General features: G+C 64.9%; 18 protein-coding genes. 5 read left to right on the forward strand and 13 right to left on the reverse strand.

Features of this window, described 5'->3' with window-relative positions:
- The first annotated feature begins 47 nt into the window (after positions 1-47).
- Genes ACE3RX_RS02275 through ACE3RX_RS02285 form a run of 3 tightly spaced genes read left to right on the forward strand, consistent with a single transcriptional unit; the run spans position 48 to position 2845 of the window.
- On the forward strand, positions 48-1172 hold the full coding sequence (locus ACE3RX_RS02275) for an NAD(P) transhydrogenase subunit alpha (protein WP_374479855.1): 1125 nt from the start codon (positions 48-50) through the stop codon (positions 1170-1172).
- A 15-nt stretch (positions 1173-1187) separates the two neighbouring features.
- The gene (locus tag ACE3RX_RS02280; protein ID WP_079435886.1) at positions 1188-1472 is read left to right on the forward strand and encodes an NAD(P) transhydrogenase subunit alpha; all 285 of its coding nucleotides are present in this window, start codon (positions 1188-1190) and stop codon (positions 1470-1472) included.
- Entirely contained in the window at positions 1472-2845 is a 1374-nt protein-coding gene (locus ACE3RX_RS02285) for an NAD(P)(+) transhydrogenase (Re/Si-specific) subunit beta (protein ID WP_374479858.1), read from the forward strand. Before ACE3RX_RS02280 ends, ACE3RX_RS02285 begins: the two co-directional genes overlap by 1 nt.
- 83 nt (positions 2846-2928) lie before the next feature.
- On the opposite strand, the gene ACE3RX_RS02290 is transcribed toward ACE3RX_RS02285, so the two are convergent.
- The 5 genes from ACE3RX_RS02290 to moaC all read right to left on the reverse strand — a co-directional run bounded on the left by ACE3RX_RS02290 (position 2929) and on the right by moaC (position 6369).
- Positions 2929-3381 carry a histidine phosphatase family protein gene (locus tag ACE3RX_RS02290; RefSeq protein WP_374479860.1) on the reverse strand — a complete coding sequence of 151 codons (453 nt, stop codon included), beginning with the start codon at positions 3379-3381 and terminating at the stop codon, positions 2929-2931.
- Positions 3382-3452: 71 nt separating this feature from the next.
- A complete protein-coding gene (locus ACE3RX_RS02295) occupies positions 3453-4958 on the reverse strand; it encodes a CHAD domain-containing protein (protein WP_374479862.1) in 1506 nt (501 codons plus the stop codon).
- A gap of 137 nt (positions 4959-5095) precedes the next feature.
- Positions 5096-5413, reverse strand: a complete 318-nt coding sequence (gene soxZ, locus ACE3RX_RS02300; protein ID WP_374479864.1) for a thiosulfate oxidation carrier complex protein SoxZ — start codon at positions 5411-5413, stop codon at positions 5096-5098.
- A gap of 8 nt (positions 5414-5421) precedes the next feature.
- Positions 5422-5886, reverse strand: a complete 465-nt coding sequence (locus ACE3RX_RS02305; RefSeq protein ID WP_374479867.1) for a thiosulfate oxidation carrier protein SoxY — start codon at positions 5884-5886, stop codon at positions 5422-5424.
- A gap of 3 nt (positions 5887-5889) precedes the next feature.
- Positions 5890-6369: a cyclic pyranopterin monophosphate synthase MoaC gene (gene moaC / locus ACE3RX_RS02310; RefSeq protein WP_374479869.1), complete on the reverse strand. Its 480-nt coding sequence runs from the start codon at positions 6367-6369 to the stop codon at positions 5890-5892.
- A 41-nt stretch (positions 6370-6410) separates the two neighbouring features.
- Between moaC and ACE3RX_RS02315 the strand changes: the two genes are divergently transcribed.
- Positions 6411-7850, forward strand: a complete 1440-nt coding sequence (locus tag ACE3RX_RS02315) for a M48 family metalloprotease (protein ID WP_374479871.1) — start codon at positions 6411-6413, stop codon at positions 7848-7850.
- A gap of 11 nt (positions 7851-7861) precedes the next feature.
- Here ACE3RX_RS02315 and ACE3RX_RS02320 read toward each other — a convergent pair whose 3' ends face one another.
- Genes ACE3RX_RS02320 through ACE3RX_RS02350 form a run of 7 tightly spaced genes read right to left on the reverse strand, consistent with a single transcriptional unit; the run spans position 7862 to position 12271 of the window.
- Complete coding sequence (locus tag ACE3RX_RS02320; protein WP_374479874.1) at positions 7862-8497, reverse strand: hypothetical protein; 636 nt, start codon at positions 8495-8497, stop codon at positions 7862-7864.
- Entirely contained in the window at positions 8490-9050 is a 561-nt protein-coding gene (locus ACE3RX_RS02325; protein ID WP_374479876.1) for an ATP/GTP-binding protein, read from the reverse strand. Before ACE3RX_RS02325 ends, ACE3RX_RS02320 begins: the two co-directional genes overlap by 8 nt.
- A complete protein-coding gene (locus tag ACE3RX_RS02330) occupies positions 9040-10167 on the reverse strand; it encodes a hypothetical protein (protein WP_374479878.1) in 1128 nt (375 codons plus the stop codon). The genes ACE3RX_RS02325 and ACE3RX_RS02330 overlap by 11 nt, the downstream gene beginning before the upstream one ends.
- A gap of 30 nt (positions 10168-10197) precedes the next feature.
- The gene (locus ACE3RX_RS02335; protein WP_374479880.1) at positions 10198-10686 is read right to left on the reverse strand and encodes a hypothetical protein; all 489 of its coding nucleotides are present in this window, start codon (positions 10684-10686) and stop codon (positions 10198-10200) included.
- Entirely contained in the window at positions 10683-11429 is a 747-nt protein-coding gene (locus ACE3RX_RS02340; RefSeq protein WP_374479882.1) for a phosphate/phosphite/phosphonate ABC transporter substrate-binding protein, read from the reverse strand. Before ACE3RX_RS02340 ends, ACE3RX_RS02335 begins: the two co-directional genes overlap by 4 nt.
- Complete coding sequence (locus ACE3RX_RS02345; protein ID WP_374479884.1) at positions 11426-11905, reverse strand: PAS domain-containing protein; 480 nt, start codon at positions 11903-11905, stop codon at positions 11426-11428. Before ACE3RX_RS02345 ends, ACE3RX_RS02340 begins: the two co-directional genes overlap by 4 nt.
- 12 nt (positions 11906-11917) lie before the next feature.
- The gene (locus ACE3RX_RS02350) at positions 11918-12271 is read right to left on the reverse strand and encodes a roadblock/LC7 domain-containing protein (RefSeq protein ID WP_216819993.1); all 354 of its coding nucleotides are present in this window, start codon (positions 12269-12271) and stop codon (positions 11918-11920) included.
- A gap of 248 nt (positions 12272-12519) precedes the next feature.
- Here ACE3RX_RS02350 and ACE3RX_RS02355 point away from each other — a divergent pair, with 248 nt between their 5' ends.
- Entirely contained in the window at positions 12520-12750 is a 231-nt protein-coding gene (locus ACE3RX_RS02355; protein ID WP_374479887.1) for a sulfurtransferase TusA family protein, read from the forward strand.
- 79 nt (positions 12751-12829) lie between these two features.
- Here the strand turns inward: ACE3RX_RS02355 and ACE3RX_RS02360 are convergent.
- Positions 12830-14104: class I tRNA ligase family protein (locus tag ACE3RX_RS02360; RefSeq protein WP_374479889.1), on the reverse strand; the 1275-nt coding region annotated here is incomplete at its 5' end.

A 14104-nucleotide genomic window follows, 5' to 3' on the forward strand; every position in this document is an offset into this window, starting at 1 on the left:
CTCTCACGACGATAGCAGATTTCCAACTACCCCTCGAAGGAGCTTTCATGCCCCTGGTCATCGGTGTGACCAAAGAGCTTACGCCGGGAGAGCGCCGCGTTGCGCTGGTTCCGGACGTAGCCAAGAAATATCAAGGGCTTGGCGCAGCTTTGCTGCTCCAGGCAGATGCCGGCGCATCGGCTTACTACCGTGACGCAGATTACGGAGAAGCCGAACTGGCCAGCGATCAGCTGTCGGTGCTGAAAAAGGCCGACGTCATCCTTCAGGTCCAGCCGCTGGGGCTCGAAGCCCTGGCCGAGCTGAAGCCCGGTACGGTTCTGGTGGGTTTGCAACAACCCTGGTCCAGCAAGGAGCGCGTGGAGCTTTTGCGCCAAAAGCAGATCACCTGTTTCGCTTTGGAACTGCTGCCCCGTATCAGTCGTGCACAGAGCATGGACGTGCTGTCCAGCCAGGCAGCAGTGGCGGGCTACGAGTGCGCGCTGATCGCCGCCGACCATTCGCCGAAGTTCTTCCCGATGCTCACCTACGCCGCCGGCACCATCCGGCCCGCCAAGGTGCTGGTGATCGGCGCCGGTGTGGCTGGCCTGCAGGCCATCGCCACCGCCAAGCGCTTGGGCGCGATGGTTTCCGGCTACGACGTGCGGCCGGAAACCAAGGAGCAGATCGAGTCGTTGGGTGCAAAGTTTGTTGATACTGGCGTCTCCGCCTCCGGTTCCGGCGGTTATGCCCGCGAGCTCACCGACGACGAAAAGCGCCAGCAGGCCGAGAAGCTCGGCAAAGCCGTCGCTGATTGCGATGCGTTGATTACGACTGCCGCGATTCCGGGCAAGAAGGCGCCGGTGATCATCAGCGCCGACATGGTGGCGCGCATGAAGCCCGGTTCGGTGGTTGTCGACATGGCTGCCGAGACCGGCGGCAACGTTGCTGGCACGGTGGCTGGCGAGAAGGTGTGGGTTGGCGAGACCCTCCTCATCGGTCCCACCCACATCCCCAGCCGCATGCCGGTGCATGCCTCCGAGATGTACGCCAAGAACCTTTTCAACTTCATCAGCCCGTTTATCAAGGACGGCGCACTGACCCTCGACTGGGACGATGAAGTGATGGCCGGCGCCTGTCTGACTCACGCGGGCGAACTGCGCCACGCGGGTGTCAAGCAGGCCTTGGGCCTCTGACCGGGAGACGAGACCATGGACGGATTTGTTGCAATCTACATCTTCATGCTCGCTGCCTTTACCGGCTACGAGGTGATTTCCCGTGTGCCGGTGATCCTGCATACCCCGCTGATGTCCGGCTCGAACTTCGTGCACGGCGTGGTGCTGGTGGGCGGCATGATCGCCCTCGGCCAGGCGGAAACCCCCCTCGAACAGGCCATCGGCTTCGTCGCAGTACTGCTGGGTGCCGCCAACGCGGCGGGCGGTTACGTGGTAACCGAACGCATGCTCGCCATGTTCAAGGCTAAGGAGAAGAACTGATGGCTATCAAATGGCTGATCGACGCGAGCTACTTCGTCGCCGCGATCCTCTTCATCCTCGGCCTGAAGGGCATGAGTTCGCCGGTCTCGGCGCGTAAAGGCATCGTCTGGGCGGGTGTCGGCATGGTGCTCGCCACCGTGGTGACCTTCCTCACCCCGGGCATGAACAACTTCGCGCTGATGATCATCGCCATCGCTGTTGGTGGGGCGCTGGCCTGGATTTCCGGCAAGAAGGTCGCCATGACTGACATGCCGCAGATGGTGGCGATCTACAACGGCATGGGCGGCGGTGCTGCAGCGGCCATCGCGGCGGTGGAGTTTGCCCGCGGCGAGATGCACGGCGTGGTGGTGACCCTGCTGGCCACCCTCGGCGCGCTGATCGGTGCGGTGTCCTTCGCGGGCTCCGTGGTGGCCTGGGCCAAGCTGCAGGGCGTCATGAAGAAGGCCTTCCGGCTGCCCGCCCAGAACGCGGTGAACATCCTCCTTGCCCTGGTGACGGTGGGTGTTGGCGCGGCCATCGTGATCGCTCCGGAGATCGACCCGACTCTGGTCGGTGCCTTCTTCATCCTGGCGCTGGTGCTCGGCACCGTCATCACGCTGCCGATCGGCGGCGCCGACATGCCGGTGGTGATCTCCCTGTTCAACGCCTTCACCGGCCTGGCTGTAGGTTTTGAAGGCTTCGTGATGGGCATTCCGGCGCTGATCATCGCAGGTATCGTCGTCGGCGCAGCCGGCACGCTGCTGACCCAGCTGATGGCCAAGGCCATGAACCGGCCGATCAGCAACATCCTCTTCGTACCGATGGCAGCCGCCGGCGGCGGCGAAGCGGTGGAGGGCGAGCAGAAGGAAGTTGGCGCGATGGATGCTGCGGCGATGATGCGTTACGCCTCCAAGGTCATCATCGTGCCGGGCTACGGCATGGCGGTGGCCGGCGCCCAGCACAAGGTGTGGGAGATGACCGAGCTGCTGGAGGAGGCCGGTGTAGACGTCAGCTTCGCGATCCACCCGGTGGCGGGCCGCATGCCGGGCCACATGAACGTGCTGCTGGCCGAGGCGGGCGTGCCCTACGACAAGATCTTCGACCTGGAAGAGATCAACGGTGACTTCCCGCAGGCTGATGTGGCCCTGGTGATCGGCGCCAACGACGTGGTGAACCCGTCGGCGCGCACCGACAAGTCCAGCCCGATCTACGGCATGCCGATCCTCAACGCCGATCTCGCCCAGAACGTCATCGTCGTCAAGCGCGGCAAGGGTACCGGCTACTCGGGCATCGAGAATGCGCTGTTCTACAAGGACAACACCCGCTTGCTGTACGGCTCGGCCCAGCAGGCCATCGGTGAGGTCATCCAGCACGTTAAGGCGCTGTCGGTGTAAGGGGTAGTTGTAGAACCCGAGCCTGACAAAAAAGGGCCGCCGGGGAAACCCGGTGGCCCTTTTGCTATGTGTGGCTCGTCTTGTTAAACCAGATCGGCCGGCATTACGGTGCGCAGTACCGTTTGGGTTTCCCCTTCACGGACGCGGTTGGTGAACCACCACAGGGCGCCTTTCTTGATCGTCCAGTCGGCTTCGTGGCCGGACAACAGCAGGGAGGCCAGGCGGCCGAGCTCCGGCTGATGGCCGACGACCAGTACTGAGCCACCACCGTCCGGCCAGCCGCAAGCGGCGAGGATGCCGGAGATATCGTTACCGGGCGCCAGGGCCGGGACGATCTCGAAATCGGTGGTGAAGGCGCTGGCGGTCTGGCGGGTCCGCGTGGTCGGGCTGACCAGTACGCGCAGCTTCTTGGGGCGGCGGCTCTCAAGCCATTCGGCCACCTTGTGGGCCTGGCGCATGCCACGCTCCGTCAGTTCGCGGGTGTTGTCCGGCAGTCCGTCCACGGCTTCGGCGTGGCGCCATAGCAGCAGATCCATTTTTGTTGTCTCCTCGCTCCTCGAAAGAGGGCGGGAGTCTGCGGCCGCGACGTTACCGGAAGATGAAGCCATCATCGCCTCCACGGGGCTTTGCCCCACAGGATGGGCTCGAGGGAGGGCAGCACGCTCTTGCGCAGGCGGGCGATACGCGGGGCGTGCCAGCCCGCGACGAAGGCCGCGCCGCTGCGCAGCTCGGGGTCCTTGCCGGCCCAGCCCTTCAGGCGGCTGCGTGCCACCGCCTCATCGTTTAGATAGCCAAGGGTTTCCTGTACTTCGGCGATGTCGTTGGCGTAACGCACGGTGGCTTTTTCCGGCAGCAAGGGCAGCAAGAACTCGATTGCGTAGCGCAGGCGCTTGAGGGAGACCCGCAACTCGTGGAGCTTTTCCGGATGAAGCTCCGCTGCAGCCGCGTGGCGCTTGCGGGCACGTTTGCGCAACTGACTCAACTGCAGACGGGCGAAGGTGGTGAGGTTCGCGGACTTCACCAGGGCATCGCTTTGCAGCGCGTAGAGGTCGGCTGCGAGGGCCAGCATCTGGCGGCCGTGGCTGGCGGCGAGGAGTTGCTCGCGGGCGGCTGCTTTCTCGCGGTCACGGCGGTCCACGGCCATGGCCATCAGGCGCAGCGTTGATTCATCGGCAAGGCCTGACTCGGCAACTGGCGTGAGTACTTCAGCGAGCATCACGTCGAGGTCGCGGGCCGCGCCGAGTCCGTCGGCCGCGTCCTTGAGGCCATCGGACCAGCGCTGCACGAACTCGGCGGGCAGGGCGGGGCCGAACAGGCGCAATGCGGAACGCAAGCGGCGCAAGGCGACCCGCAGCTGGTGGATGAACTCAGGGTCGTCGCTTTCCCGGGCGCCGGATTCGTTGGCTTGCCACAGGGCCAGGCAGTCGAAAGCGATGACGCGGAATGCGTCCACCGGGGACTGCTCTGCATTCAGGCGCGACGGCCTGGCCTTGGCTGGACGCAAGGCGTGATTGGAATACAGGCGATAGCCGCGCTCCGCCTTGCTGACGTTCTCCGGGGTGAGGGGCAGGGTTTCCGCCAAATTCAGTGCGATGGCATAAAGTTCGCGCGGATCGCCTTCCACCAGTTCCAGTTCGAGTTCGCACAGGGGCGTGCTGCGGTCGGCGGCCTCAATGGTCCCGCTGTCGATCATCGCCAGTACCTTGATGCCTTCGCGCGGCGTGAGGACGCAGGTCTCGCGTTTGAAGTGGGTGGTGAACACCGGCACCAGCCGCGGGTGGAGGGTCTCGAGGCGTGCGCGCACGTCGTCCCGGTCGATGGCCGAGAAATCGAAGCTGCCGTTGGCGTAGGGCTGTTCCCATTCCGGTCGGCTGGAGAGGCCGGCGACAGATTCAGCGGCGCACTTCACCGTCTGTAGCCAGTGATTGCCGGCTTTGCGGGTGCGTACAGCCATGCGGCGCTCGCGCAACTCAAGCTCAGGCGTGTCGAAATAGGTGTTCTCGAGGGTCACGCTACGGCCTTCGCGGGGGGCTTCGGCGATCAGCGGGTGGCGGCGCAGGGCGGCAAGCGATTTTTGCGGAAAAGTGAGCTTGAGTTCGATTTCGTTGCTCATGGCGGACCGGTGACGAAGAAGGGGATTGCCGGCGGGAAAGGGATTAGGCCGGCTGCATGCGGGCATTCTAGCCCCGTGCCGAAAGCCTGTCTTGCGTGCGCAGATGACAAGGACGGCGGTCCGCCAGCCTGCAGGATTCAGGTCGTGCCGAAGGTGGTTTCGGCGTCCCCACGTTGCCCGTGGTTGTCGAGCCAGGCGACGCCGACCCGGTCACCGGCCTTGACGTCCTGGAGTTGGAACGCGAACTGGGGATTGGCCGATACGGCCGTCCCCAGGCCGGCCTCGATCACCGGGCGGTCGTTGAGGCTCAGCGTCATGGACGTGATGTAGTCGGCGGGAATGCGCTGCCCAGCCGGATCGTGGCGCAGGCCCGATTCCATCTGGTGGGGGATCAACAGCCGGACTTCGCCAGTGCTGCCCTTCAGTGTCGCGCGGATCTTGATCGGATCGGCCATGGTGTTCCTTATTCTCCGCAGCCACCGACGGTGACCTTCACGTCCCGGAACACGGTGTAGAACTTGCCGCCGGCCGTGGCCACCAGCCGCAGTCGGGAACTCTCAGCCATCTTGATCCGGGTCTGGAAGCGCGGCAGGACTTGTGGGCCGAAGCTCAATCGCACAACGAGGGGAAAGGGATTCCTATCCACTAGCACGGACAAGCTCGTCGTGCCCGGGATGGTGCTGATGCCCTCGATCGGGACGGCGGCACCGTTCTCTGCGATTTCCGGTGCCCTGATCGTCAGGGCGGCGTTTTGTTCGGCTGCGCCCGCACCGAGCAGGCGCAGGGCGTCGAGGGCCGTTTGGGCGTCAAAGGCTGCACGCCCGCTGTCCGCAGCGAGTGCCGTTTGGGGCTTGAGCAGACCACTGCCGATGAGCGGGGCAAGGGCCGCGGCGGAGCCGAAGGCCTGCAGAAAGCTCCGGCGGCGCATGCCTTAGTCTTCCGCCTTCCAATGCCCGGACTTGCCGCCTTCCTTCTCGAGCAGGCGGATGCCCTCCATTGTCATGCCTTTGTCCACGGCCTTGCACATGTCGTAGACGGTGAGCAAGCCGATCTGAACGGCGGTGAGCGCTTCCATTTCGACGCCGGTACGGCCGACGGTCTCCGCGGTGACGGTGCAACGGATGGTGTCGCCACCCTCCGGAACGAAGTCGGCGGCGACGCGGGTCAGCGGAATCGGGTGGCACAAGGGGATCAGCTCGGCGGTCCGCTTGGCGCCCTGGATGGCGGCGATGCGGGCAATGCCGATCACGTCGCCCTTCTTGTTGTCGCCGGCGAGGATCCTGGCCAGGGTGCTCGGCTGCATCACGATGCGCCCTTCGGCACGGGCAACCCGGCGGGTTTCTGACTTGGCAGAGACATCCACCATGTGGGCCTGGCCGTGTGCGTCGAAATGGGTGAGAGCGTCGCTCATGGGGCGGGGAACTGGTTGCAGGGGTCGCGTATCATAGCACCGTGAAAAATCGTCTGATCGCCGCCCTCTTGTGCGTGGCCATGATGCCGCGCGGCTTTGCCCAGAACCTGCCGGAACTTGGTGACAGTTCCGCCAGCGACCTCTCTCCGGTTGCGGAGCAGCGCATTGGCGCGCAGATCATGCGTGAGATCCGCTGGCGTGATCCCGCCTACCTGCAGGATGCCGAGATAGAGGACTATCTGAACAATCTCGGTGATCGGTTGGTGGCCGCCGGGGCCGGGGCGGGGCTGCCGTTCGAATTCTTCGGTGTCAGCGATCCTTCGCTCAACGCCTTTGCGATGCCCGGCGGCAAGATTGGCGTACATACCGGCTTGATCGTGGCGGCGCAAAGTGAATCCGAACTCGCCGGTGTGCTGTCCCATGAAATCGCCCACGTCACCCAGCACCATATTGCGCGCATGGTGGGCAAGCAGAGCCAGACCGGCATCCTGATGCTGGCATCCCTTCTGGTGGCGGTGCTGGCCGCCAAGTCCAATTCGCAGGTCAGCCAGGCGGCGATCATGGCCGGTCAGGCGGCGGGCATCAGCAATCAGCTCGCTTATTCGCGGGATTTTGAAAGCGAAGCCGACCGACTCGGTGTGCAGAACCTAGGGGCGGCCGGCTTCGACGTGCGGGGTATGTCGAGCTTCTTCGAGCGCCTGCAGAAGAACAGCCGCCTCTACGAGAACAGCGCCCCGGCCTATCTGCGGACCCACCCGTTGACCTCCGACCGGATCACCGAGATGGAGGGGCGGGTGATGCAGCTGCCTTACCGCCAGGTGCCGGACTCTCTGGATTTTCAACTTGTGCGCGCCAAGCTCAAGGTTGGCAAGCAGGTGCGTCGCGAGCAGATCGAGGAGCTGGAGCGCCTGGGACGGACGGCGTCGCTGGCCGTGCCGGCCCAGTACGAGCTGACCCGGGCGTACTTGGCCGCAAAGCGGTTGGCGGATGCCGACAAGGCGATGGTTGAGCTGCGCAAACGCCGCGCGGTGTCGCCGATGATCGATGGGCTGGAGGCGGACCTGCGCCTTGCCCACGCCGATCCGGTTGGCGCCGCGAAGATCTTCCGCGAGGCGCGTACCCGCTTTCCCCAGTCTCTCCGCCTGATCTACGGTGAACTGGGCGCCCTGATCGATAGCGGGCGGTATGCGGAAGCGCTTGATCTGGCCAAGGCCGAGGTGCAGACCAGGCCGGGCAATGCGGCCCTGTGGGAGCTGCGCGCCCGCGCGGAGTCTGGCCTGGGCAGGCGGCTGGCTCAGCATCGCTCGCTCGGCGAGGTCTATGCGATCCAGGGCAATTATGCGGCTTCAGCCGAGCAGCTCACGCTGGCCCAAGGTGCGAACGACGGAGATTTCTTCGAGCACTCGGCGGTGGATTCCCGCTTGCGCGAGGTGCGCGCCCTGCTGGCCGAGCAGATGAAAGAACGGCGCGAACAGCGCTGAGCGGTCGGGCTTCAGATCCGGCCATAGCGCGTGTACAGCGCCCACACCAGTTCGGCAAAGGCGCGCTGGTTGAAGCGTGGCCGGCCGCTGACCGCAAGCACCAGCCGCGTGCGGCCCACGTGCATCGGCCAGAAGCTGAGGCCGCTGACGCCGGCGGCGTCCACATTGCCCCAGCCATCGAGAAGGTGAGCCCCGAGTTGTGCCAGGGGCGTGGCCTGCCGTTCGGTCACCGACAGGATGTCGGCACCGACCGCCGCCAGCGCATCGCCGATCTCAGCCGTGTAGCCGGTAACCGCCAGGCAGAAGCCCTGATGGTCGGCCAGCAGCGCCTGACCGCTGTCGCTGAGAACCGCCAGATACTGGGGCAGGGTGCTTCCCAGAGCACCGGTCGGGGCGCTGCGGGGGGATGGCCAGCCTTCGAGGCTGGCGTCGTCCTGCAGGGAAAGGAGGGCTTCCAGGGCCTTCTCTGCCGATGTCTCCCCGCTCCATGCTATCGCCGAATCCACGCTCAGCAGCGGGCTCTCGGTTTCCTGAAGAATGCTCCGCAGGATGCGCCGCCGGGGGCCGCCGTCGTCCGCGCGGGCAACGGCCAGCCATGCTCCGTAGGGGGTGACGGCGAGATGGGAGCCGGGGACGATCTCAAGCATCGCTCAGTCCGGGATTGAGGGTGAACAGGAGCGCCCTGACCAGCATTGCCACGTCTTCGCGGCTGCGGGCGTCGACGCGGAAAACGGCGGGCAGCGGGCTGTGGCCGAGTTCGGCGAGCCGCGCCCGGTAGGCATCGAGCGCTGGAGCGGGTGCGCGATCCATATGGGTGATGCCGATGGTGACGGCAGTGCCCGCAATGAACTTCGAGAAAGCTGACAGATAGTTCTCCAGGTCAGCGAGCGGATCGGGGCGGGCGTTGTTGATCAGCAGGATAAGGCCGATCCCGCCAGTGCTCAGGATCTCCCACATGAAGCTGAAGCGTTCCTGGCCCGGCGTACCGTACAGCATGACCTTCTCGCCGTCAGGCAGGTTGAGTACGCCGTAGTCCATGGCGACGGTGGTGGTCTTCTTGATGCCGGCGATCTCGTCGCTGGCCAGCGCCTCGGTGCTCACCGGCAGAATGTCGCTCAAGGCATTGATGGCGGTGCTTTTGCCGGCACCGACAGTGCCGGAGAAGATGATCTTGTTGTGGCGGACGCGTTCAGACTGCATTGAGAAGTTTCCTCAGAATGCGGGACAGGATGGAGGTGCGCTGGGGGGCGGGAGAGCGGTGTGCTTCCGGTGCGATAGCGGGCGGCATTTCTGCCAAGGGCTCGGGGTTGAACAGCCCGGCGAAATGGGCCGACGCGCAGACCGAAAACACATAGCGTTGTGGAATGTCGAGCCGGGAGGCGAGCTGGACCGGACTGATCCACTCGCGGGTCCACAGGGCCGCGATCCGTAGTGCGTGCGGTGCGGCCCAGGCCCGAGTGAAGTTGGGCCAGGCACGCAGGCGGCGCGGGCGGTAGGGGTCGATGCCGGCTGGCAGGCGGCCCCGGGACGCCCAGGCCGCGGTATTCCACAGGAGGTCTTCGGCGGCATGGATCGTGTCGCCGCTGGTGGATCCGCTGATGGTGAGGGCATTTACGATGCGGGCGGTGGCGTCCGGCAGCTGGGCCATTGAGAACGGGCGCAGCTGGGTATCGCGGAAGCCCGTCACACAGATGGGCTGGGGCAGCGGATGGACGCCGATCAGGCGCGGCAGGCCGGATAGTACGTGGGGTCGCCCGGTTCTCAGTGCTTCGTCCAGGGCCCGGGCGAGATGCCCGACCAGATACAGCTCGGGGGCAAAGAAGAGCCGGTCGGGTAGCGCCGCGCCGGGAACAAGGGGCAGATCCGCCTGGGTGCCGCACAGCTCCGGCTCGTCGTCACCCGGGCGCGGGCGTGGTGTCGAGGCATCGGGAATCGCGATGTTGGACGGGGAGACGGAGAGCCGGGGGCGGCTGCGTGTGGTTGCCTGGCCCAGGGCTTTCGGCAGGATGGCGATATCGAGGGGTTTGCCGAGCGTGAGGTGATTGGGATGGCGCGCCTGCAGGCCTTCCGGACGAAAGGCATAACCGACGACATGGACATGCGGGTGGGAGGCGAGCAGGGCCAGGGCCTTGTCGACGCCGGGGCGGTCGTGGTCGATGAGCGCAACGTCGGCTTCGTCGAGGGATTGGGCAAGGCGGATGCTCCGCTGCCAGTGCCGCTCGACCGACAGTCCGATCAGGCGGGTGTCCATGCTGCCGATGTGCAACAGGAAGATGGCGGTCGGAGCTGGCGCTGGATTGGGCGAAGGACGGCTCATGTTGACTGTGCAGGGCGGGGCCTGGACGGCTCAGGGGGTGGGCGCTGGGCCAGGGATCCGGCTGGCCGCAGTCGGGCGGAGGAAGGCGCGGCTCCCTTCCACGGGGGTGGCCAGGACGACGCCGCGCAGGGCGATCTCGGGAGCATGGCGATCGATGCCGCGGTGGAGGCGGGCGTGCAGGTAGATATCCAGGTTGTGCTGCTCAAGGGCCGCTTGATGTGCGTGAAGTACGCGGGTCCGCAGCTCGATTCCGCAGGCGCCCAGTGCGATCCACAGGTCGATGACGGCTGCGGCGGTCTGGGCCGGGTTGCCCAGCTTTTGCCAGATGGAGATCCTTTGCATATGCGCGTGCAGGTTGCCCGGCCGGCGCCCGATCTCGGCCGCCAGCAATGTGGCAGTGGCCGGCGAGCGCCATGCGGCGGTGATGTCCAGGGTACGGACGGGCAGTCCGAAGTCAGCTGGTGGGCTCGATGCGCGGATCCGACCAGGGTTGCCAGGGGCCGTGATGAAGGTGTTCACCGGGTCAGCGTGGAGATGATGTCGATCATGAATTCCACGTCTTCCTGCTGTACGGTCTGCCAGCGGCTGGCGCCGAGGGCCGACAGGATGGCTTGTCCCCTGTCGGTTTCATGCATGGACAGGAGGGCGTGCAGGAAATCGTCGGTACGGGAATGCAGGTCGTGGCCGAGCAGGAACACATGGTGAATTACCTGGATGTCGCTGGTGACCAGGGCACGCAGTTCGCGGCGGACCAGGGACGACAGGCCATGGTAAGCGCCGACTGGCATGAAGCCCACGTCGGCCTGGCCACGCAGGAGATCCTTGGCGACCTGAATGTAGGTCTCCTTCTGCTGTTCAATGGTGTTGTCGACATTGAGGTTGGCAGGTTCGAGGAGGATGCGGCCTACCGTGTTAACGCTGGGGTCATTGGCGCAGGCGATGCGGGTGCCCGGTTGGAGGTCGTGGACGGACTGGGCGGGGTGTCCGAGGGCGGTGACGATGACCATTTCGTCTGGCTCGCCGTCAGGGCATGCGATGGCGCGGAAGCCCTTTTCCCTGACCAGCAGGGAGGCGTCGAAGGGATTGGCGTGGATCAGGTCCACCTGGCCGGCCTCTATCGCCGCCCGCTGTGCGTCGAAGCCGTCGTGCAGTTCGAGATGGATCGGGATGGACAGGGAACGCTGCAGCCAGGTATTGAAGATGTACCAGTCGGAAATGCGTTCGGCTGGGAAGCTGGGGCTGACCGTGAAGTTGAAACTCATGACCGGATCCACTCCCTGTAGTTGGCTTCTGCCTGCGCGACCTTCTCCCGGGAGGGCTGCCGCCTCACCGAGGTATAGCCGACGATGCGTCCGTCCCGGATGTTGGGGACGACGGTGGCGAACACCCAGTAATGGCCGCCGTCCTTGCGCAGGTTCTTCACGTAGCCGTGCCACTGGCGTCCGCCCTGGACGGTCTCCCATAGTTCGCGGAAGGCGGCTGCAGGCATGTCGGGATGGCGCAATAGGCAATGTGGCTGGCCGATCAGCTCATCGCGCGTGTAGCCCGACATATCCACGAAGGACTGGTTGCAGTGGGTGATGATGCCGCGGGTGTCCGTGCGGGAAACGATCAGCCGCCCCTGTGGGTAGGGTGTTTCTATGTGCGTCACGAATACCTGGCGGCAGCTCCCGTCGGCATGTTCGAGGCGGTGCTCGGTAACGTCGCCTGCGTCGGGGGGAGGAGGCATGTCGAGCATCGGTCGCTCCGGTCAGCCGAGAATGCCGCCAATCGCGTCGGCGGCACGGCGTACGTCGAGGAAGACCAGGCCTAGCTTGGCGCTGGGCTTGGCCATTACGGTCAACACCGCATCGGTGCCTGCCTGGACCATCAGTACGTAGCCCTTGGCGCCCTTGATCAGCACCTGCTCAAGATTGCCGCGGGCGAGCTCCCGTGCGGTGCGGTCGCCGAGGGACAGCATGGCGGCGCTCATCGCACCGACCCGGTCTTCGTCCACGGTATTGGGCAGCAAGGCGGCCATCATCAGGCCGTCGGAGGAAATGATGGCCGAGGCCTCGATATCCGCCGAGCTTCCGTTCAGATCATTGAGTACGGTTTGAAGCATGTCGGATCGCATGTCGCATTACTTTCGAAGTCGATTGTCCTTTAGCACCCAGATTTGACGGCTGTGCCGGCCCGGGGTGTTCGATATATTTTAATGACATCATATGAAATATCGAATGTCATTATTCCATATGTTGAGGGGGTATTTAAGGGTGTTGTCGAAGAGGTGGGCGCGATATCAGCCAGATGGCCGGTGCCGCCGCGTTAGAATCCGGGTTTGATTGCCTTAGTACGAGATGGAGCTCGACGATGGATTTCGACAAGGAAGTGGATGCCCGGGGACTTAACTGCCCGTTGCCGATTCTGCGCGCCAAAAAGGGGCTAGCCGAATTGCAGGCCGGGCAGGTGATGCGCGTGCTGGCTACCGACCCGGGGTCGGTCAAAGACTTCGCCGCCTTTGCCCGCCAGACGGGCAATGAGTTGATTGGGCAGCAGGAGTTGCCCGATGGAGCTTTTGAGTTCTTTCTTCGGCGCAAGTAGGAAGAAAGAGCCAAAAAAATGGCCACGCAATGCGTGGCCATTTTTTTTGGGCGGTAGCGCCGCGTGGGCGCCCGGACCGTCAGTGACCAGCCAGTTTGGCCAGCTGGGGCTTGAGCTTGTCCACGGTGGCGGTGAAGTTGGCCAGGCGTTCCTTCTCCTGGGCCACGACCGCAGCCGGGGCGCGGGCCACGAAGCTCTCGTTGGACAGCTTGGCGTTGGCCTTGGCGATCTCGCCTTCGAGGCGGGCGATCTCTTTGGAAACGCGTTCGCGCTCGGCGGCGATGTCGATCTCCACCTTGAGCATCAGGCGCTGCTCACCCACCACAGCAACAGGAGCGAGTTCCTCGCTGCCGATTTCATCCACCACCTGCACTTCCGACAGCTTGGCGAGGCCGGCGATGTAGGGGGCGAACTTGCTCAGGCGCTCGGCGTTGCCAGCGGCCACCAGCGGCAGGCGCTGGGCGGGAGAGATGTTCATCTCGCCGCGCAAGTTGCGGCAGGCGTAGATCAGGCCCTTGAGCTCGGCCACGTCGGCTTCGCTCTTTTCGTCGAGCTTGCCCAGGTCGGCCTCGGGGTAGCGGGCCAGGCACAGGCTGTCGCTGTCCTTGCGACCGGCTAGTGGAGCGACGGTCTGCCACAGCTCTTCGGTGACGAAGGGAATCAGCGGATGGGCCAGGCGCAGCACAGTTTCCAGCACGCGGATCAGCGTGCGGCGGGTGCCGCGCTGGGTGGCTTCGTCACCGGTCTGGATCTGCACCTTGGCGAGTTCCAGGTACCAGTCGCAGTACTCGTCCCACACGAATTCATACACCGCGCGCGCGACGAGGTCGAAGCGGTAGGTCTCGAAATGCTCTGCCACTTCCGCGGCGGTGCGTTGCAGGCGGGAGACGATCCAGCGGTCGGCGAAGGAGAAGTCGAGGTAGCCGCCGGGCGCGCACTGGTCGGCAGCATGCTGGCCCAGGCCGCAGTCCTGTCCTTCGGTGTTCATCAGCACGAAGCGGGTGGCGTTCCACAGCTTGTTGCAGAAGTTGCGGTAGCCCTCGCAGCGCGCCAGGTCGAACTTGATGTCGCGCCCCGGGCTGGCGAGGCTGGCGAAGGTGAAGCGCAGCGCGTCGGTGCCGAAGGCGGGGATGCCCTCGGGGAATTCCTTGCGCGTCTTCTTCTCGATGCTCTGCGCCTGCTTCGGGTTCATCAGGCCGAAGGTGCGCTTCTTCACCAGTTCGTCGAGCGCGATGCCGTCGATGAGGTCGATCGGGTCGAGCACGTTGCCCTTGGACTTGCTCATCTTCTGGCCTTCCGCGTCGCGGATCAGGCCGTGCACATAGACGTGCTTGAACGGGATCTTGCCGGTGAT

The sequence above is a fragment of the Zoogloea sp. genome (assembly GCF_041914405.1).
Lineage (GTDB): Bacteria > Pseudomonadota > Gammaproteobacteria > Burkholderiales > Rhodocyclaceae > Zoogloea.